This is a genomic window from Galbibacter sp. PAP.153, from assembly GCF_037029175.1.
In the GTDB taxonomy this organism is placed as follows: domain Bacteria; phylum Bacteroidota; class Bacteroidia; order Flavobacteriales; family Flavobacteriaceae; genus Galbibacter; species Galbibacter pacificus.
The window spans coordinates 92,999-113,592 of record NZ_JAZEUN010000008.1; the positions used below are offsets into that span (position 1 = coordinate 92,999).

Annotated in this window: 24 protein-coding genes; 23 read left to right on the plus strand and 1 reads right to left on the minus strand. The window is 34.8% G+C overall.

Annotated elements, in window-relative coordinates; all coding sequences use genetic code 11:
• Positions 1 to 92: 92 nt before the first annotated feature.
• Positions 93 to 1,658: a Fic family protein gene (locus tag UXI14_RS06785; protein ID WP_335965484.1), complete on the minus strand. Its 1,566-nt coding sequence runs from the start codon at positions 1,656 to 1,658 to the stop codon at positions 93 to 95.
• Positions 1,659 to 2,262: 604 nt separating this feature from the next.
• On the opposite strand from UXI14_RS06785, the gene UXI14_RS06790 reads away from it, so the two are divergent.
• The 23 genes from UXI14_RS06790 (at position 2,263) to UXI14_RS06900 (ending at position 20,468) form a co-directional block, all read left to right on the plus strand.
• Positions 2,263 to 2,868, plus strand: a complete 606-nt coding sequence (locus UXI14_RS06790) for a hypothetical protein (RefSeq protein ID WP_335965485.1) — start codon at positions 2,263 to 2,265, stop codon at positions 2,866 to 2,868.
• Positions 2,869 to 3,511: 643 nt separating this feature from the next.
• A complete protein-coding gene (locus UXI14_RS06795) occupies positions 3,512 to 3,919 on the plus strand; it encodes a hypothetical protein (protein ID WP_335965486.1) in 408 nt (135 codons plus the stop codon).
• 96 nt (positions 3,920 to 4,015) lie between these two features.
• The gene (locus UXI14_RS06800; protein ID WP_335965487.1) at positions 4,016 to 4,852 is read left to right on the plus strand and encodes a DUF932 domain-containing protein; all 837 of its coding nucleotides are present in this window, start codon (positions 4,016 to 4,018) and stop codon (positions 4,850 to 4,852) included.
• A gap of 956 nt (positions 4,853 to 5,808) precedes the next feature.
• Positions 5,809 to 6,144 carry a single-stranded DNA-binding protein gene (gene ssb, locus UXI14_RS06805; protein ID WP_145002314.1) on the plus strand — a complete coding sequence of 112 codons (336 nt, stop codon included), beginning with the start codon at positions 5,809 to 5,811 and terminating at the stop codon, positions 6,142 to 6,144.
• Between the two features lie 82 nt (positions 6,145 to 6,226).
• Positions 6,227 to 6,607 (plus strand): DUF6876 family protein, encoded by a 381-nt coding sequence (locus UXI14_RS06810; protein WP_335965488.1) that lies wholly within the window; start codon positions 6,227 to 6,229, stop codon positions 6,605 to 6,607.
• A gap of 11 nt (positions 6,608 to 6,618) precedes the next feature.
• Positions 6,619 to 6,816 (plus strand): hypothetical protein, encoded by a 198-nt coding sequence (locus UXI14_RS06815; protein WP_335965489.1) that lies wholly within the window; start codon positions 6,619 to 6,621, stop codon positions 6,814 to 6,816.
• Between the two features lie 533 nt (positions 6,817 to 7,349).
• Positions 7,350 to 7,898, plus strand: coding sequence for a BfmA/BtgA family mobilization protein (locus UXI14_RS06820; protein WP_335965490.1), 549 nt, complete (start codon positions 7,350 to 7,352; stop codon positions 7,896 to 7,898).
• Position 7,899: 1 nt separating this feature from the next.
• A complete protein-coding gene (gene mobB, locus UXI14_RS06825; RefSeq protein WP_335965491.1) occupies positions 7,900 to 8,928 on the plus strand; it encodes a MobB family relaxase in 1,029 nt (342 codons plus the stop codon).
• Positions 8,925 to 10,367 carry a type IV secretion system DNA-binding domain-containing protein gene (locus tag UXI14_RS06830; protein ID WP_335965492.1) on the plus strand — a complete coding sequence of 481 codons (1,443 nt, stop codon included), beginning with the start codon at positions 8,925 to 8,927 and terminating at the stop codon, positions 10,365 to 10,367. The genes mobB and UXI14_RS06830 overlap by 4 nt, the downstream gene beginning before the upstream one ends.
• A 345-nt stretch (positions 10,368 to 10,712) precedes the next feature.
• Positions 10,713 to 11,930 (plus strand): hypothetical protein, encoded by a 1,218-nt coding sequence (locus UXI14_RS06835; protein WP_335965493.1) that lies wholly within the window; start codon positions 10,713 to 10,715, stop codon positions 11,928 to 11,930.
• A 223-nt stretch (positions 11,931 to 12,153) separates the two neighbouring features.
• Positions 12,154 to 12,480: a metalloregulator ArsR/SmtB family transcription factor gene (locus tag UXI14_RS06840; protein WP_335965494.1), complete on the plus strand. Its 327-nt coding sequence runs from the start codon at positions 12,154 to 12,156 to the stop codon at positions 12,478 to 12,480.
• A 12-nt stretch (positions 12,481 to 12,492) separates the two neighbouring features.
• Positions 12,493 to 12,762, plus strand: a complete 270-nt coding sequence (locus UXI14_RS06845) for a hypothetical protein (RefSeq protein WP_335965495.1) — start codon at positions 12,493 to 12,495, stop codon at positions 12,760 to 12,762.
• A gap of 22 nt (positions 12,763 to 12,784) precedes the next feature.
• On the plus strand, positions 12,785 to 12,982 hold the full coding sequence (locus tag UXI14_RS06850) for a hypothetical protein (protein ID WP_335965496.1): 198 nt from the start codon (positions 12,785 to 12,787) through the stop codon (positions 12,980 to 12,982).
• Positions 12,983 to 13,041: 59 nt separating this feature from the next.
• A complete protein-coding gene (locus tag UXI14_RS06855) occupies positions 13,042 to 13,965 on the plus strand; it encodes an SHOCT domain-containing protein (RefSeq protein ID WP_335965497.1) in 924 nt (307 codons plus the stop codon).
• Between the two features lies 1 nt (position 13,966).
• Entirely contained in the window at positions 13,967 to 14,260 is a 294-nt protein-coding gene (locus UXI14_RS06860) for a carboxymuconolactone decarboxylase family protein (RefSeq protein ID WP_335965498.1), read from the plus strand.
• On the plus strand, positions 14,257 to 14,847 hold the full coding sequence (locus UXI14_RS06865) for a DJ-1/PfpI family protein (protein WP_335965499.1): 591 nt from the start codon (positions 14,257 to 14,259) through the stop codon (positions 14,845 to 14,847). Before UXI14_RS06860 ends, UXI14_RS06865 begins: the two co-directional genes overlap by 4 nt.
• A gap of 32 nt (positions 14,848 to 14,879) precedes the next feature.
• The gene (locus tag UXI14_RS06870; protein ID WP_335965500.1) at positions 14,880 to 15,269 is read left to right on the plus strand and encodes a hypothetical protein; all 390 of its coding nucleotides are present in this window, start codon (positions 14,880 to 14,882) and stop codon (positions 15,267 to 15,269) included.
• Complete coding sequence (gene merTP / locus UXI14_RS06875; protein WP_335965501.1) at positions 15,266 to 15,886, plus strand: mercuric transport protein MerTP; 621 nt, start codon at positions 15,266 to 15,268, stop codon at positions 15,884 to 15,886. Before UXI14_RS06870 ends, merTP begins: the two co-directional genes overlap by 4 nt.
• A 430-nt stretch (positions 15,887 to 16,316) precedes the next feature.
• A complete protein-coding gene (locus UXI14_RS06880) occupies positions 16,317 to 16,589 on the plus strand; it encodes a thioredoxin family protein (protein ID WP_335965502.1) in 273 nt (90 codons plus the stop codon).
• A 78-nt stretch (positions 16,590 to 16,667) separates the two neighbouring features.
• The gene (locus tag UXI14_RS06885) at positions 16,668 to 17,033 is read left to right on the plus strand and encodes a metal-sensing transcriptional repressor (RefSeq protein WP_335965503.1); all 366 of its coding nucleotides are present in this window, start codon (positions 16,668 to 16,670) and stop codon (positions 17,031 to 17,033) included.
• Between the two features lies 1 nt (position 17,034).
• Positions 17,035 to 19,431 (plus strand): heavy metal translocating P-type ATPase, encoded by a 2,397-nt coding sequence (locus UXI14_RS06890; RefSeq protein ID WP_335965504.1) that lies wholly within the window; start codon positions 17,035 to 17,037, stop codon positions 19,429 to 19,431.
• A gap of 12 nt (positions 19,432 to 19,443) precedes the next feature.
• Entirely contained in the window at positions 19,444 to 19,785 is a 342-nt protein-coding gene (locus UXI14_RS06895; RefSeq protein WP_335965505.1) for a heavy metal-associated domain-containing protein, read from the plus strand.
• Positions 19,785 to 20,468: a cytochrome c biogenesis protein CcdA gene (locus tag UXI14_RS06900; RefSeq protein WP_335965506.1), complete on the plus strand. Its 684-nt coding sequence runs from the start codon at positions 19,785 to 19,787 to the stop codon at positions 20,466 to 20,468. The genes UXI14_RS06895 and UXI14_RS06900 overlap by 1 nt, the downstream gene beginning before the upstream one ends.
• Positions 20,469 to 20,594 lie beyond the last annotated feature (126 nt).

Consider the following 20,594-nt stretch of genomic DNA (forward strand, 5'->3'; position numbering starts at 1 on the left):
AGGAAAAAATAAGGAGCTTAGTCAGGCTTATTTAAAGGTCTGGTCTTCGAATTGTTCGATAGGATTCAGTGTTGATTGCTGAGGTATTTTTTTCAAGAATTGAAAATAAGGTTATATCGATATTCGATATCCTTGATTTCATTTTCACCGAGTTGGACAAACTCTTTATTTTTGGCTCTTTTGGAGAAGGAGCCATCGTTTTGTTCCAAAAAGCGGACCAATAATGATACCATATCATCAGGCATCTCGTAGGTATTGTCAATGTAGTATTTAAATTCTTCATATTTGCCTAGATAGTTCACTTCATTAGGAATGATGTTCTCAATGGTATCCTCGACACAAGCGTACAAGAATTCTGCTTGTGGGGTCACATCAAAATAACGATAGTAATCTATTGTTTCGTTTGTGACTTCCACGTTGTGCTCACTTGTTTCTTTCCAATTAATAAAATCCAATAGCGGGATAGAATACTCCTCCAATACTTTTTGATAATCCCCAATATGGTTTAGAATGGATGCGGAAACTGGGAAAATCAAACCCTGTTCCGAAAATTGCTTTTTTGCCAAAACATGATGGATCAAATAACGATGTATTCGCCCATTTCCATCGGCAAATGGATGGATAAATACAAAGCCAAATGCAATACTGGCAGCAGCAAGTACTGCATCCATTTCGCTATCCAATAGTTTTTGGTTGGTTTCCAATAATCCTGTCATAAGTTTTTGGATGTTCTCGTGTTTGGCGGAGATATGGTCCGGAACCGGAGAAAAGGTATCCTTGTCCCGTTCTCCTATAAAACCGCCTTTTCTCCGATACCCCATGTCAACAAAACGTGAGTTTTCTATAACCAGTTGTTGCAGCCGTTCAAATTCATTATGACTTAAATCTTTCATCCCTGCTTGCCCGATAGCTTTTCCCCATCGAGCGGCACGTTTGCTCTTTGGGCTTTCGCCTTCTATGGTAAAGGATGCCTTTGAATCCTTTAACAGTAAAAATGCAGCTGCCCGTTGTAGGATACTTTTCCGTATGCCCTTGAGATAGGTGTTGCTTTTGCTGGAGAGGTTTTCATTAATATATTGCTCCAACAATGCGGTTCTCCGTATCAATGGACAGAAGTCAACGCTTCCGGGCAAATTATTATTGACCATTTGTCTTGGTGATCGAATTCCCTTTATCCCAAATTGCTGTTTTATGTCAAGAACATCCACATAGCTCTTTTTACTTAGGTCTGAAATACCTGAAAGTTCTCTTTGCATCAACCATTCCACTAAAAACCATATCCTTCTTGAATATTGCCCGGTTGGCTCGATACTGATTAATTGAGTCAGTTCTTCTTCACTATAATGCTTTGTAAGAGCGCTGAACGTCAATAGGTTTATGCCTTCATACTTAAGTGCAAAAACAAGATGCCTATATAAAGCCTCTATTTCAGAGAATTCAAGGGAATCATCCACTTCGTAGCTCTTTGGAAGATAGGTAAAGCTTTTGTCCTTGATTCGTTTAGTTTTTAAACTGACGATTGTAAATGGTATTGGCAATGGCACAGGTAGCCCCAGCTTATGTATAATGGCAGCATACCCGGAGATGATACCTTCTTCTGGAAGAACCACACCGTTAAAAACAGGCGCAATAAATGAAAAGTGAGTGCTTTTTATCACTGTTTAAAAAATATAGGCGCAAGTTATATTAAATATAAGTGCAGCACAATAAAAATGAGCGCAAATTTGATAGATTTATAAAAAGTGGGCGCTATAGAAGATGTTTGAACCTACGTCATTTATAAATACTACTGTGAAAAATCAAGAAATAATACGATTGTTCTGTTTTTTTAATTGTCATATTTATAAAAGTTGATTCTAAGCAATAAGCTAAATTTAAAGGGAGTTTAATTCCAATTGAATTGAAATCTGTATTTTTACACTAATGAGGACGTAGTCTTATTCTCATTTTCATATTGAATGTGCAATAAGGTGTGCAGGATTTATAATATCAGTGCTAGTTGTTGATTAACAACAGATTACAATAATATGGATGGTTCAGTCATCCCGACGAACCTAGAAATAGGTCAAAACAAAACACTGTTAATCTATTGATTTTCAGTGTTTTTAATTTTTGTGCATTTATTTGATTTCATTTAAAACCATTAAAAAGGTGTGCAATTAGGTGTGCAATGTTTTATCAAAATTGTACTATCTTTATAGGACTTTCGGGTATGATTTGACTTTCGGAAACAAATCGAGTATTCACCTAAAGCGAGAGTCTATGGACACTTCAAGAACTTTCAGTATTCATTTTTGGCTGAATCTGGCCAAGAAAAAAGACGATTTGGTACCTATTTATGCACGGGTTACCATCGATGGAAAACGAGCTGAAATCAGTTTACAACGACAAACATCGGTTACCTATTGGGACACCAAATCCAAGAAAACGACCTCCAGGACCCCTGAAGGCAAGGCATTGAACACCTATTTGGACCAAGTGTATGCCAAATTGTTAGAATGCCACAAACAATTATCTTCTGATTTTGAGCTTGTTACGGCAAAATCGATAAAGGCTAGGTTCGTTGGGCAGGACGAAAGACATAAATCCCTTCTTGATTTGGTAACATATCACAATCAAAATATGAAGGGAGTTCTAAAGCCTGGCACCCTGAAGAATTACTATACCACAGAAAATTATATCAAAAGGTTTCACATAAACAGGGGCTATATTATTACGTACTCTTTGTTGTTTGAGTACAAAGATGACCCCAAAGGTAACAGCGTTTTGCATAACACTTGCGTTTTCAAATTAGACAAATCGGTTGAAAACGGTTGTCAAATCAGTGTTACGCTCAATTTTATCTTTCAGAAAGTGGTAACCGAATAGGTAACCGAATGGGTATCATTTTCAATGATATTATACCATTTTGTATGATAGCCCAAAAACAACAAAACCTTGATAATCATAAGATTAACAAGGCTTTGATATAATTTAGCTTTCGCTAAGTCGGGGTGGCAGGATTATACCCTTTCCCCATAATATTATATATATCAATCAGTTACAGATTCCGAAACTTTACTGTTAGCCGATTTGTTGACGATATTATAAATGAACTTAAAGTAAAATGCTTTACTTTCTGATGGTGCAAATATATAATTTGTATTATTTCAAACCAACATAAAAAGTCATTTATTTTATGACTCTTAATACTGCTTCAAATTTGGTTCATTATGCCTTATCATTTCTACTAAATATCCTTAAGTTAATAATTCTGGAAACACATTAAATCGAGTAATCAACTATTTCATTATAGGTCTTTTAAGTGATGAACTTCTATAGAAAAATTTGAGGTAGAGAGTATTCATACAATATTACCGAAATATAAACGTCGCAAAATATTTTTCGGAAAAGGGACGGCATAAAGCCAACGCTTCTTCCCTCGCTTATTTATTCCGTTTCCTTTCCACTCTAAAATTTTGTCTTCCGTTTGGGTTTGCTCAAATATTGTTTAATCTAAAATCATTTAATTATGGAAACAAAAGTAAAATCAAACGGAACAGCAAAAAAAGTAAATGCAACCGTTAAAAAGGAAGTTCAAAAAAAGTTGACCGAGGAAGCAGTTGGAAAGACCGTAGTTCCTGAAAAGACCAAAACGGTAGGGAAGCCTACAATCAATTTGGATGACAGAATTCAAAAGTTTGAAAAATTGAGAGGCTTGGCAACGCAACGTGAACGGCTTACAGAAACCTTGAGTGAGCTTACCAAGTTCAACTATAATCAGGATGATTCGAGTAGTTTTCATCTTCGGGATTCCCGAAATTTAGAATTCAAGACCACCAACACGAATTTAATCAAGTTGGTTACTACGCATTTACAATCCACGTTGGAACAACGTAAATCGGAAATTGAAGAACAGATTGTAAAATTTGAACTTTAATGAAGCTAATGTCTTCAAATGTGAAAGCCTGCTCGCAAGAGTAGGCTTTCTTTTTTTAATCATATCTGTCTTCGGACAGGTCTAAAATCAAATATTATGTATTTAAATCGTTTACAACAAGATGAAATTTTCGTTTCAAACGAAATGAAATCGTTAAAAAGTATTACTGATATGGAGTCCCGAAGAGGACTTGAAAATGTCATTATTTCCAATGGAAAGATTGTGAATGTGGTCTCGAACAGTTATGGTCATATTCCAAATGAATTGTTTTTCAAAAAGGCCGAACAGCTATTACTGGATGCCAATCTGAAATATCATAAACGCACGATTAACAGAAATGACAGGTCTTTCATTACCGACTTTATAATCGAGGACGATAATCAGTTTTCGTTGAAGAATGAACAGGATAAGATATTACCGATGTTGCGTTTCAAAAATTCCTATGACGGAAGCGAAAAGACTTCCGGGCATTTTGGATTTTATAGAGAAGTATGCACCAATGGCTTGCACGTTGCACAATCAGAAATAGCATTTTCAATAAAGCACAGCAAGAACAATACGGATTTAATAATGCCAAAACTGAATTTGTTGTTTGAGAAGTTTCTGAATAACGAATACTACGAAATCACAAGAAAATTCAGGGAAATGGAAGAAATTGAACTTATCGACACCAATGCATTCGTAAAGGAAATATTGGAAAAAACGAAACTGCTCCGCTATGAATGTAGCGACAAGAACGATAATCCTTCAAAGAAATCTAGGGAATTATTGGATATGATAGCCGAAGAAGGACACGATTACCATACAACGCCCTCATTATGGGATGGATATAATGCTTTTAATTGGATGCTTCACAATACCTTGAAAAAGACCTTTTCGCAACAGGAAAGGTTGGATAAGATATTGTTTGATGAAATATATGCAATGGTTTAAAAAATTCTAAAAGGTTTATCCAGTACCTAACTAAACTGGATTTTTAATTTTACTTCCGTCATATCATTCCGTTTAGCACATTTCCCTACATTCCGTTGCTCTACATTTCGGAAAAAGAGCTGCACTCAAAAAGGGTCTTGGACACAACTTCAAAGATTCCGATTTCCATTCCACTTGCCCACTCATTCCCGAGAAAATTCGGGAAGTGGTCAAACTCTATTACAATCTACATCTTTAAAGTTAAGTCCGCTTTAAATCCTACTTCAAAAGAATAATCCGTTTTATAAACCGTTCAGCACTTTACCGCTTCATTTCGCGAAAAGCTACATTTCGGGGCAAAGAGCTTCTCTATAAAAAATCTTGGACCCAATCCCCATTTTTGGTTTTCCATTCCGCTTCCCCTTCCCGCTTCGCTGGGAAGGAACGCTACATTCCCAAACCAAAACCGTGAATCCAGTCCGCTTGTAATCGGAAAGTCAAAGCCTCGATTTTCTTAACAAAATTAACGGCAAATCCTTCTTGAGTCTTTGCTCGATAATTCTTAAAAACCGAACCTTTGACTTACACATTTTAAGGGGTTTATAATAGATGAAGCCTTTATTGTTTTTCGGGACAGCGAAAAACAGGTATGGCATAACCAATTCTAAAATAAAGCCATTTGCTATGTTCGCTTAACTGTCGGTACGCTCTCGCCACAAATGGCTTTATAAGAATTGCTAATACCATTATGGAACTTGTCAAGACTATACAAGTTTTAACGAAAAATAAGGTTTCTACTTCCTTGAAAATCCGAGGATTTTACTACGTCGCAGACACTCCTAATTTATTCCCTAAAAGTCTTGACAAAACCCACTTCATCCATTGTGCGGAGCACGAAAGAAATCATACAAACACCCCTTAAAATTTAATTCAGTTTAAATCAAAAAGGGAAATATTAATCTTTTAAATCTTTTATTATGAGTACTATTAAAAATCACGTACAGTTAATTGGAAATGTTGGGCAAGAGCCAACCATTACGAACCTTGAAAGCGGTAAGAAAGTAGCCCGTTTATCATTGGCAACCAATGAATACTACAAAAACGGCAAGGGCGAAAAGCAAACGGACACCAATTGGCACACCGTTGTTGCTTGGGGCAAGACTGCTGAAATTATCGAAAAGTATGCCGAAAAGGGCAAAGAAATCGGAGTTGTTGGAAAACTAAAGACCCGAACCTATACCACGGACGATGGCAACCAACGCTATGTTACCGAAGTGGTAGCCGATGAAATCCTATTGTTAGGTAGTAAGTAAAAAGTAAAGAGGGCACTAATACCAGTTTTCAATTAGTTTGTGCCCTCTTCTTTTCATCATTAAATCTAAAAAAGACATAACAATGAAAGCACAAGTTAACGAAATAAAAGAAGGATTGCAACATTTTCACGGTTCTGAAATGTTATATCAAATCCCATTGATACGCACCCGATTTACGAACGGATTGAAATATTTAGCCAACATTGCGGAATGCTTTTGGTTGATTACCGATACTTCTGTAATTGCCAAAAGTTTATTGAACCGAAGCCATTTTATCACAATAGATTTTAAAAGGCTATCAGAAGAAAAACAGGATTATACAGGCTATGAAGCTGAAATAATTTACAGCGATGGAAATGGAAATATATTGGAAACGCATCGATACAACGTTACCGATTTTCCTTTGGATGAACTGCGATTGTTTTTTGTTGATAATACGCTGATGCTACCAAGCGAATATTAAAATGAAAGGCTATGATTTATCTAAATTATAACAACCTCGATGACGAAACCCAACAGCATCTACTTTCAGTTTCAAAAGAAGATATAGAAAGTAAATTTGGGAACGACCTTAAAGCCTACGCCAATAAACATCATTTAGATTATAATACCATATTGGACGAAGAAGCGATAAAGAATTTATATACATATAAGTACATTTTTAACATCTAAATTGCAACCCAAAAATTTGGACCTTTGAATTTTCAGAGGTCTATTTTTGTGCCTCTATTTTTTAAAATTTTTACGGCAAATATTCTGAAACTCGACGTCTTTAATTTGGGTTTTTAGAAAAATCCTATTTTTTGGTATCAAAACCAACCAATTGGGAACAATCTGTATTTCAATATTATATCTAAATATAATATCTTTAAAAGACTGTTAAGAAGTATCAATTTTAAGTATTGTTATCCCGTTTTGATTTGACTTTCGCCAATAATAATACCCATCAAAAATTAAACATATCGGAATTTTTTATTCCGAAAAAAAGCAACTGACTTTTTAGTCAGGTTGTTTGAAAAATTTTGTCCCTGCGGGACGAATTTGGAGAAGCAAGAGGGTAACACGCCAAGGCGGTGTTAACGATTGGTTTATAGTTGTAACTATTTGATATTCAAATAATTACTGTTTATATAAAATAAAGAAATAATAAAGTTTTACAGTAAATCCTTTTGAAACCCCTATAAAATGGCAATTTTTTACAGTAAATGAACTCAAATCATCAAAAGAAATACAGTTTTTCTGCCATTAGTATTAAACCTAATGTGGCAACTCGTTTTCGGAAATTTTCTAAAAAAATTTCACGTTCGCATACCGATACGCTGGAAACAATGATGAATTTTTTTGATTTGAACGAGCTATCCCCAAATGAATCTTTGGGTGCGAATATGCAGACCTTGGAGAATAGCTTAAAAAAACGAATCAATGCCCTTGTTGCCATTATTAGAGATATTGAAAAAAATCAGACCAAGCCCACCAATGCAATGTTGGAATTGCTTTTCCAAGAAAATCCAAATGAGAAAGAGCCACAAGAAGAACTATTTGAATTTGAACAACAGGAACTGATTACTGAAAACGAGGAATTGAACCATTACCGAAATCGGTACGAAGAAGTTCAGCAACAATTCCATTCGGTAAAATATGATTTGGAAAAAATCATCAGTAAGACCACTTATGTAAAAAGCAGTTTTGGAGGAGGCTATTTAAAATTGGATTTGAGCAAAGATGAATTTGAAAACATTAAACAAAAAACATAAAATGTATATCACAGTAACCAAACAGACATTAGACGGTAATTATGCACAGAGCGTTTCCGATTTTGTGTCGTATCTCGAAAAAGAGAATGACGGAAAATCCATTGATGAAATGGAACATTTTTTTAACCAATATGGCGAAGAAATATCAGGTAAGGAAGTAGTTCAAGAAATTGACGGAAATACCGCTAAACTCAAAAAGACCGAACCCAAGTTTTATTCCATTACTGTCAATCCAAGTGCTTATGAATTGAAGCGATTACAAAATCATTCCGAGGAACTAAAGCAGTACACCCGAGAACTTATGAAAGAATATGCTAAATCTTTCAATCGTGAAATAAACGGACGAGCTGTTACCGTAGATGACATTAAATACTATGCCAAAATTGAGCATCAGCGGACGTATAAGGGAACGGATAGGAAAATTCAAGAGAACCAATCTTATGCCACCAAGATACTTCAAATAAAGAACGATATCCGGAAAATTGAAAGTGGCGAATTGGAAGGGAATATCAAAAAATTACAACAAACGATGTCCCGATTGGAGAAAGAAGCACCACATCAACAAGACGGGAAACGCATTGTTAGAGGGATGCCGAAAGAAGGCTCTCAAAGTCATATTCATATTATTGTGAGCAGAAAGGATATATCCAATAAATATAGTTTGTCCCCAGGGAGCAAGTACAAAGCTTCGGAAACCGTCTTTAATGGAAAACCTGTAAAACGTGGCTTTGATAGGGACAAATTCTTTAAGGCTTCTGAAAAGACCTTTGATTCTTTATTTCAGTACAAAAGAAACCATGTTGAAACCTATAAGGCACGTAAAACATTCCTGAAAAATCCAAAGTTGTATTTCTCAATTCTTTCAGGATTACCAACCAATGAAAAGGCAACGGCATATAAAATACTTGCTAAATCTGGTGTGCCGATAATGAATATTCCAACCAACAAAGTACAGTTGGCATTGAAGATAATCAATAAGTTTAAAAAAGGTATTGACCGAGCCTTACAATCAGGTTCTATCGGGATATGAATACGTCAATGGCACATATCATTCTTTTCATTATTGTACCACTATTGTTTATTGGTACGGTTTTATATGTATTTCTTCATCAAGAGCAGTCTGTTAGTGGAGATAAGAAATATAGGGTACAATTTAAACTTCGCCGTGGAAAATTTCAAATTGAAAATATCAAGAGAGGAGCATCGGTTATTGGGTCTGCCGGAAGTGGTAAAACAGAAAGTGTAATTTATAATTTTTTACAGCATTTTAGTACCCATCAATTCTGTGGTATCATACACGATTACAAAGATTTTGAACTTACTGAAATTGCCTATCCATTATTTAAAGAAAAGGATATAAAATTCTACACCATTGCCTTTGACCAAATCCATTATCGTGTAAATCCCATTGCCCCAAGGTATCTGCCCAATGAAGAAAGTGTGAATGAATTATCCAATGTACTTATTGAAAACCTTTTGGAGTTCAATGAATCCAGTACAAGCAGTACCACAAAATTCTTTAGTGATGCTGTGGAAGGCTTGATGGGCGGGATGATTTGGAAACTAAAAACGTCCTATCCACAATACTGTACCCTACCACATTTGATTGCTATCTTCCAATCGATGAACACCAAACAGTTGGTTACTTTTGTGAGCTCAAACATCACTTCCAGAAGTATGGCAAGTGCTTTTATCAACGGAATGGATTCTGACAAGCAAACGGCAGGTGTAAAAAGCACATTGGCGAATGCCTTTAAAAAGATAGGTTCTCAACAGTTGTTTATGGCTTTGTCAAAAGATGAAGTGCCATTGAATATCAACAGCAAGGATAATCCTGCTGTTATCTGCATCGTGAACCATCCCAAATATGAATCGGCTTACTCGCCTATCATCGCTGCAATTATGCACACAGTCATCAAACAAATGAGCGTAAGAGGACAACAACATTCCTTTTTAGTGATGGAAGAAGCTCCAACCATCAAGCTGCTTAATATGCACCGCATTCCTGCAACTTTAAGAAGCTATGATATTGCCACAATTTACGTGATGCAGGATAAAATTCAGAATGATATGCTATATGGAGACAAAGCTAGTAAGGCTATTTTGAGCAACCTTTCCTATCAGTTTTTTGGTAAAGTTAATGACCCAGATACTGCAAAATATTATGAGCGTTTCTTTGAGATTGTCCGTATGGAAACCACAAGTATCAACCGTGGTCATAACCTGAATTTTGACACGCGAATTACCAAAGGCGAAAAAGAAGTTTCCAAACGCAGGGCAGATGTTTTCTTTCGTTTAAAACAAGGCGAGTTTATAACTTTTGCTGATGGCAAGGATAAAAGAGTTCAATTTAAACTACAAAGAATAATTAAGGAAAAACCAAAAACTTATCTTAACTATTCTCAAGAAGATTTAGAGCTAAACTTTAGACGTATCCATCGAGAAGCTACATCAATTTTAAAAAAGTAGCTAATTAATTATACACTTTCTTAATCATAATAAGACAGTATATATGTGTAATGGAAAAACAAACTTATATCCATTTAGAAACAGAAACTAAATAAATTATGATTTGATGTACTTTCTAACATTTTAAGTTTAACAAGCAATCTCTTTACGATAGAAAATTTAATGTAATGAATGTACTAGAGCATTATTCCGCAATAAATTTTAAAGTCTTAACAATCTTTAATACATTTGTTGCGTTATAGCGCAATTATGCAATTAAAAATAAAAGTAAATAATTATATCAACTTTTTTAAAGCATTTAGTGATGAAACGAGCTTACACAAGTAGTCGATAAAGTTGAAGTATATGGCAAATATCAAAAAAAAGAAGGATTTATATATGAAGCAAAAACCATCAGAAATATTAAAGATATATCAGCCGAATAATGACCAATTGTCTTTAAAAGAAATTTTTGAAGACTTAAAACATATTTCGGAAATCAAGAAATGCTCTTTCTGTGGTTGCAACCAAGACACATTAAAGGAATTTGCGGAACTGGCAGAAGCTAACAATGAAAAGGAACTTGCAGACAAAGCCCTTGAAATTGAAACAAAAGTTGCCAGTCAGAAAAAATATGAGTGCATAGGATGTAACCCTTGCTTTCCTGCTGACATATCTAACCTTTTATTTGAAATGGACGACAATGATGCTACTGAAAAAGAGAATTCTAGCTCATCACAATCTTGCACGTTCGACACTCCAAAGTCTAAAAACAAATGGCCTATTGAAAGAGGTAATTATTTTGTTGGTAATGAAAATGCATCAATCGCTATCAATACATTATCAAATACAGAGCTGCCTAAAGAACTAATAAAAACATTGAAAGACAAAATCGCTATTGTTGGTTACTGTGAAACCGAAAATATTGGTGTAGAAAAAATAGTAAAAAACATTATCTCAAACGCAAACATCAGGACTTTAATTATTTGTGGTAATGAAAGTGGAGAGAATATGATGGGAGGACATTTCTCAGGGCAAGCATTATTTTCTTTGCATACAAATGGTATAACCGAAAAAAAAAGAATCATTGGAGCTAAAGGCAAACGCCCAGTTGTAAAAAACCTAAACAAAGACCAAGTTGAACGTTTTCAATCTCAAATTGAGATTATTGAACTAATTGGAAATAATTCGATAGCCGACATAAATCAAAATGTAGTAGTTGCTCTTTCAAAAGAAAAAGAGGCTTTTAAGGAAAAGGAAATCGAAGCAATTTCGAACAATGAAATTATTGCCCAAAATCCCGAGAAATTGCGTTTAGACAAAAAAGGATATTTTGTGATAATTCCCGATAAATTAGAGCATAAAATATTTGTTGAATATTATGCTAATTCTGGAGAACTGTTGCATACAATTATTGGTAATGATGCTTCGAGTATTTATTACACCATTATCGAAAAAGAGTTTATTTCAAGACTTGACCACTGTGCATATCTAGGAAAGGAATTGACCAAAGCCGAATATTTTATAAAATATGACATTCCATACAGACAAGACAAAGCATTGGGAAAATTATCAGATGAATAAAAAACAAATCTTACAAAACTTGTGAGGATGAGCTCTGTGAGGTGAAATAAACCGAACGCAAAAAGCCAACAGCACTCCTCTATTATATGAATTTAGAAAAAAATGAAAGAACAAAACCATTAAGAGCATTGAGGATACTCCTTTTAATTAGAAATAATACAATGCATTTAAAATATAGTTCGTATATTTGTGAACTCGCATATTAACAAATATAGAAAAACGTATGAACTCAGACAAAATACTATTTAAACTGCACGCTGAACTCTGCAATTCAATGGGGCATCCAATCAGACTGGAAACTGTACACCACTTGAAAGAAGCGGAACTGTCATTTAGCGAAATAGCTGAACTTATTGGTGTTGGAAAATCAACCCTATCAAGGCATTTGTCCATTATGATGAATAATGGTGTGCTAATTCAGCGGAAAGAAGGTGTAAATGTTTACTATAAAATTTCCTCTAACAAAATAACAACTGCTTGTGCCTTAATGCGAGAAATATTAATTGAACGATTAAAAAGTAACATAGACATTATTTCTAATGTCGATTAAAACACAATTATTATGAAAGAATTTATGAAAGAAATGATGGAAAAAATGATGTCAGGAATGATGAAACCTGAAGATATGCCCCCTATGATGGATAAAATGATGGATAAAATGTTCTCTGAAATGTCGGCAGAAGACAGGATGCAGTTTGTAAGCAATATGATGCCTAAATGTATGGGGATGATTTTTGCTGAAATTGATAGTGATGCAAAAACAAAATTGGCTAAAGAAATGATGGAAAAGATGATTGCGACACTCGAAAATATTATAAACGAAGGTAAATAACAATAACTAAATACATATAATTATGAAACAAATGATGAATAAAATGATGCCAATATGTGAAGAAATGATGTCTAATTTTATTGGTAAGAATGAAGAATCAACTGAGAATTCTTGTTCTTCAAACTCACAAGAAAACTCTGAAAAGGAAACAGAATCTTGTTCTTTTGATGGAGGTAATTCCGAAAGTAAGATAGAGAGTAACTCAAATACTTGTGCTTAATAATAATACAGAGAGCAATGGGTTTTCCCACTGCTCTCTTTTAATCTAAATAATATATTATGTGGACAGAACATTGGATGAACGGAATGTGGGTTTTTCCATTCATAATGATAATTGTAATGTTGTTTGTGGTTTTTATGATTTTTGGCAGAGGAGGTTTTAGGCCACCTTGGAGTAATAACGATAATTACTATTCAAACAAACCCAAAGAAACTCCATTGGACGTACTAAAAAAGCGTTATGCAAATGGAGAAATAAGTAAAGAGGAGTTTGATAAAATTAAAAATGACATAATTATGAATGCGGAAAGCTGCGATATCAATGACAAAGGAAACAGTTGTTGCTCTTCTAAACCGGAAGTAAAAGAAGTAAATTTAAAAGAGCATTGGAATAAGGTATTTACCAATAGTCCGGATGAAAAGTTGGGTTGGTACGAAACCGACCTCACCCCGACATTGGGTTTGATTTCCACAACAGGACTAAATAAAAATGCCAGGGTTTTAAATGTTGGGGCAGGAAGCACAACACTTATTGATGAACTATTGACCAAAGGATATTCAAATTTAATAGCCACAGATTTGAGTGAAGTAGCGTTAAAAAGGTTGGCAGATAGAGTTGGAGAGGTAAATGTCGAGTGCATTACAGATGATTTAACCAATCCCTCCAATTTAAAAAACATAGCACCTGTTGATTTGTGGGTTGACAGAGCAGTGCTGCATTTTTTTACAGAGAAAAACGAGCAGGATATTTATTTTGACCTACTAAAGAACAAAGTAAAAAGCAATGGTTTTGTTTTATTGGCAGAATACAATCTCAATGGGGCAACGGTTTGTGCAGGACTTCCTATCCACAGATACAGCAAAGAAATGTTAATTGAAAAATTGGGAAGTGATTTTGAATTGATAGACAATTTTGACCATACCTACCTAATGCCATCAGGGGCTGAGAGACCCTATATTTACGCCTTATTTCAAAAAAAATAATATGAGTATATCAGGAAAATACAATCAATTTCACGCAGCAGTATATGAGGACAACACATTGCTGGACAAAAAAACAAAACACTTAATTTGCCTTGCAGCGTCATTGGGTTCGGGTTGTGGATTTTGTTCAAAATACGCTTTATCAGTACTACAGGAATTAAAAGTTTCTCAAGCAGAATTAGAAGAACTTAGAGCAATTGTAATGACTGTAACTGCTACAAAAATAAAAGCAGATTTAGCTCAAACAGAAGATAATTTGAAAGATAATAGTAATCCAATGTGTTGTGTATTATGAAAAAAGTATTAATGTTTTTAAGTCAAGGAGTAGAAGACCTTGAAGCTGTTACAATCATTGACGTTTTGGGCTGGACTAATGTCAGAGATAACTTAACACCGGTTTATCTTAAAACTTGTGCATTTCACGATAGTGTTAAAGGAAAATTCGGGATTGACTTTAAACCAACTTATAACATCAAAAAAGAAGAACCTGACTACACTCAATTTGATGCCTTTGTATTACCTGGTGGATTTCACAATGCAGGATATGACGAAGCATATTCAGAACACCTGCATAAAATTGCTACAATAATTCATCAAAATGGAGGAATCATAGCAACAATGTGTGTTGGGGTTTTACCAATTTCAGATGCGGGCTTATTAAAAGAAAAGAAAGCGACCACATATAATCTAAGTAGGTTTCACGATAATGTTGGTAGATTAGAGGAATCAGGAGCAACCTACACAGGTAATAAGGTTGAAATTGATAATAACATCATCAGTTGTGCCGGACCTGCATCATCATTAGAGGTTGCTTACCTATTACTTGAAAAATTGACAGGAAAAGAAAACACAGAAAAGGTTAAAGAATTAATGATTTATTGAATATGAAAACAATAAAAAACCTAATCACAATTATGCTATTAGGCATTCTTACTATCTCGTGCAATTTTCAGAATAAAGACAATTCTGAAAAGAAACAGAATACTGAAACAAATACTGCCACTATTAAACCAGCAGAACAAATAAAACCGACAGATATTTGTATGTTCTATAATGTGATATTAGACGCACCAAGCGAGTTTCCAGTAGATATTGACGGAAAAATATACTATGGTTGTTGCGACTATTCTTCATCACAATTAAGAGAAGATAGCACAACTCGATTTTCAATTGACCCTTTTTCGGGAGAAAAAGTTGATAAAATAGATGCTTTAATTTACCCAGACCCAAACATTGACAACGGAGTACTTTATTTTAAGTCAAAAGAGAATTATTTACAATTTATTGAAAAGTTAAACGAATGAAAAAAGCAAATCAATTAAACAAAAAATGGCTTGGAGCAGGAATATTAGCAGCACTTGCCGCATCAGTGTGTTGTATTACTCCAATTTTGGCAATATTAGGCGGTTTAGGCGGTGTTGCTTCTACCTTTTCCTGGTTAGAACCTTTAAGGCCTTATCTCATTGGGCTTACAATTATAGTTTTGGGTATCGCTTGGTATAAAACATTGAAACCCCAAAAAGAAGAAATAGATTGTAACTGCGAGGAAGATGATAAAAAGAGCTATATTAATTCAAAATCTTTTTTACTGATTATCACAGTTGTGTCTGCTTTACTTATAGCCTTTCCTTATTATGCAGGAATTTTTGTACCTAAACAAGAAACCAAAGAAGTGTTAATTGTTAATCAGCAAGACATTGTTAAATTGAAATTTATAATTAACGATATGACTTGTTCAGCTTGTGAAGGACACATTAACCATAATATTTCCGAACTGGAAGGAGTAATAAAGGTAAATACATCATATAAGGTAAAACAAAGCATTGTAGAATTTGACACTACAAAAACGTCTGTTGAAGATATTAAAAAAGCAGTTGATGAAACTGGCTATACAGTTTCAGAATACAAGAAAACGGAATAAGCCCATACTGTAAGTCATACACATTGCCAAGTCGCTCAAAAGCAAACAGAACAAGCCAAAAATTGCCAATAATTATGTCTTTACCAACGCTAAAATAGAATAAAAACGGTGGGTAATAACTAAGTATAAAATAATAGCCGAGACAGTAGTAAATTCAATGGTTATAGCCCGCTTCAGCTTTCTTATAAATTGAAAAATTTGAGTTCCGCAATCCGCTACTATACTCATCGTTACCCACCATTGCAGAAAATGCCCACCGCACATTAGGTTTTTTCCAACACACAAAGCCAACGCTGAAAAACCAAAAGAGCCTAATTTCTCCAACGCTCGACCGTAAATAGAAAATAATTGAAAATAAATTTGGATACCTCCCCTATACCGACCCCATCTTTGTAGTGTAATTAATTTTAATCATTAAAATCTTAAAAAGATGAAACGACAAATTGAAGTATTTACAGCTGGATGTCCAGTATGTGAACCAGTAGTAAAGATGATAAAAGAAATGGCTTGTGACTCTTGTGAAGTTACAGTTTATAATACAGTTGAGCAATGCGACTCTAAAGTATGTATTGACAAAATGAAGGGATATAACATCACTTCTTTGCCTGCTGTAGCCGTAAATGGCAAATTACTTAACTGCTGTAAAGACACAGGAGTAAACAAAAATGAATTAATCGCTGCTGGAATTGGAAAAACAATGTAAAAAAAGTTGCTAAATTTATCATCAACACATTCCAAACGCTGATTTTCGGCGTTTGGAATGTGTTTAATTGAAATTATTATGTTACCAAAAGATTTAACAAAAGACCTTAAAGACCGTTTGAAAAGTATCAATGGACAAGTAGAAGGGATTATAAAAATGCTTGATAAAAGTGATAATCCAGCTCAAATTCTCAATCAGTTTAAAGCGGTTAATAAAGGATTTGAAAAAGCCCAATATCTTCTTTTAGATGAAGTATTCAGAAAAACATTGGCTATTAGAATTGCAGAAGCATTAGAAACTTGCCCAGGCAATTGCGGTCAGGAAGAAAAAATTGCCATTATCAGAAAACAATTTCCTGAATTAGGATTGTATGAGCTGACAGACAAAATGAAAGAAATGAAGACTATTGAAGATTTTTTACAAAAGAGCAAAAACAATAAATAGTATGAAAATAGAAAATGTTCAAATGAAAGTTTCAGGATTGATGTGCTCCTTCTGTACTATGAGTGTAGAAAATGCACTAAAACGTAATCCTGCTATTAAAAGCGTAATGGTAAACCTCGTACATGGTATTGTATTGGTTGAAGCCGACATTAATAAAATAAGCCGTGAGCAATTGGCGGAGGCAGTTGAAAAATTAGGTTATAGTGTTTCATCTACAGAAGTACAACAATACAAAGCCGATGAAGATGTTTTCAATTTAATAAAACAACGTGGCACCATTGGAATGGTGGCTTCTGTAATTGATTTATTGGTTGACCCATTAAACATTTTTGGTTTGCCCCAACAATATCGAGCATGGTTTAGTTTTGTGGTTGCCGTATTTGTATTGTTTTGGGTAGGATACCCGATTTTACGGAAAACTATTATGGCTATAGGTCAAAGGATAATTAATGCCAATGTTTTATTATCTGCCGGTGCCTGGGGTTCATTTATAGTAGGTGTGTTTTCTCTTTTTAATCCTGAACTACCAAACTTTTTACCAGTAGCTGCGTGGTTAATGTCACTTCATCTATTTTTTGCCTACTTTAAATTGGATACCCGTAAAAAAGCTTCTGATGCGGTGCGAAAGTTAATTAACCTGCAACCTGCTAAAGCAAGGGTTATGAGAGGCGAACAATTTGTTGATGTATTAACTACAGACGTGTTGGTTGGTGAAGTTGTAGAAGTTAGGCCGGGTGAACGGATACCTTTAGATGGTGAAGTATTGGATGGTGCAGGAAGTGTTGATGAAGCAAGTTTTACAGGTGAAAGTACACCTGCAAATAAAGAAGTTGGTGCAACTGTAATTGGTGGTACTTTAAATCTGGATGGTGCTTTACAAATTAAAGTTTCCAAAATCGGGGAAGATAGTTTCCTTAACCAGGTAGTTAGTTTAATGAGTCGCATTGCTGAAAAGAAACCACCTGTTGAATTACTGGCCGATAAGCTAATGAACTATTTTGGGCCTGCTGTATTTATCGTTGCTGCCATTGCTTTTGTGGTATGGGGATTAGCAACTGGAAATTATATACAAGCAACGCTTGTAATGCTCACTACCATCATAATGGGTTATCCGTGTGCATTAGGTATAACTACGCCTATGCTTGCTGCGATTGCAGGCGGTAAAGGGATTTCCATTGGACTTTTAGTGAAAGCAAGTGAAGTGTTTTATGGATTATCAAGGATTGATACAATTGTTTTTGATAAAACAGGGACACTTACTTACGGCAAACCTACCGTAACGGATGTTCATGCTCTTAATGGAAATAGCATTGAATTATTATCTATCGCTGAAGCATTGGAAAGTAAATCTGAACACCCTATTGGGCAAGCCATTACCTTTTTTGCACAAAAAGAAGCTGCACCAAGGTTATCTATGGTTGATTTTAAAGCTATTCCAGGTAAGGGTGTTACAGGAAGAATAAATGGCGAAACTGTACTGGCTGGTAAACCTTCTTATATAGAGGAAAGTAGTATTGAAATCACAAACGAAATAAGAACTTCGATAAATGCTTTAGGCAGTGAGGGCAAAACTACCGTACTTATTTGCAAGAATAATAATGTAATAGGTGTTATTGCTTTGCAAGACACACCACGCCCCACAGGTGAGCAGGTAATAACAAAAATGAAGCATAGGAACATACGAACCGTCATGCTTACTGGTGATGCCAAACCAGTAGCAGTACCTATCGCCAAAAAAATGGGATTTGATGAAGTTCATGCTGAATTATTGCCGGGCGAAAAAGCAATTGCCATAGAAGAATTGCAAAAGAAAGGTTACAAGGTTGCAATGGTAGGCGATGGCATTAATGACGCACCAGCTTTGGCACAGGCAGATGTGGGCATTGCAATTGGAGCAGGAACTGATGTTGCTATAGAAGCTGCTGGTGTTATCTTAATTGGTGATAGATTAATAGATGTATTGAATGCAGTTATTTTAGGAAAGGCAAGCTATAAAACGATGACAAGTAATGTGATTATTGCCGTACTGTTCAATTTTGTTGGTATGTTGCTTGCCACACTTGGCTTTATAACTCCTATGCTGGCAATAGTAGTAATGATTGTTAGCATTTTTTCAATTTTAATTAATACGCTTCGTATAAGAACATTGAAACTTGAAAGTATTTCATCAAAAACTGTAGCCACAGTTGCTGAAACTAGTTTTAATGTTTCAAATATGGTATGCGAGGGTTGTGCAGAGAAGATATCGGATATTTTGAAAGAAGTTGAAGGAGTAGAAAAAGTTAAGACGAAAGTAACGGATAAACTGGTTGAAGTAGAATTTAACCCCCAGCAAACAAATGAAGAAAATCTGGAAGCTGCATTAAAAAAATCAGGATATACAACTCTAAAAAAATAAAAAAGAATAATTATGAAACTACAATTCAATCTTTTGCTCCTGCTTTCCCTACTTGTCATAACGCCTATGGTAATCGGTTGCAAACAAAATTCTTCAGATAATGAATCCGCTCAAATGGTAAAAAATGAAATAAAAGTAACCATACCTATTGAAGGGATGTCCTGTATGTCCTGTGTTGCAAATGTTAGGAAAACCTTGTCAAATATGGATGGAGTGACAGAAGTAAAGGTAAGCCTTCAGGATAAAAAAGCAATTATAACTTTTGTGCCAGAAAAGGCGACTACTGAACAACTACGTAAGGCTATCAATCAATTGGGCTATAAAGCAGGAAACCCTCAAGAAATAAAAGAATAATGTTAGAAGATTTTTTAAATGGTTTTACTGTTGCATTTCAAGACGGCTCAATTTTAAGTTTAGGTATTGCTTTTGTGGCAGGTTTGATTTCAAGTGGCGTTTGTCCTTGTACATTACCTGTTGGTCTTGGATTTGCAGGTTATGTTGGAAGTGCTTCTGTTCGGGAATCAAAAACAGGATTTGCAGTAACGTTTTCATTTTTTATTGGTATTGTTTTTTGTTTAACATTATTAGGTGGCATTGCTGGCTATTCTGGCATTTTTCTGACTGAAGTATTTGGAAAATACTGGGCTTTAGGAATGGGAATAATATCGTTAGTGGCAGCAGGAATTGCGTTTTACGGACCCTATTTACGTGTAAGACAACTTGAATCTTTACGAAAACCCGGAATTGGAGGTTCATTTATTTATGGGTTTGTATTTAGTTTAGGCACAGCAGCTGCCCCTTTATTACTTTTATTATCCTTTGCAGTTGCAAAAGCAAGTTTAGTTTATGGTTTACTTCTCGCCTTCTGTTTTGGTATTGGTAGAGGACTTCCTTTTTTGGTTGTTGGTCTATTTTCAAGTTCTGTTTCCAAACTTGCAAAATTATCTTGGTTAAGAAAAAGCATTCAAATATTTAGTGGAATTGCCCTACTTTATTTAAGTTTTTATTTTTTTAGAGTTTTTAGCTTCTACCTATAATTAATCTATAAACACAAATAAAAGCCAACCCTAAAGCCATACACATTTGCAATTCGAACCAGCCAAAGCACCAACCAAAAATAGCAAAAGAGTAAAATTTACCCGACCTAAATAAGATTTGGCAAG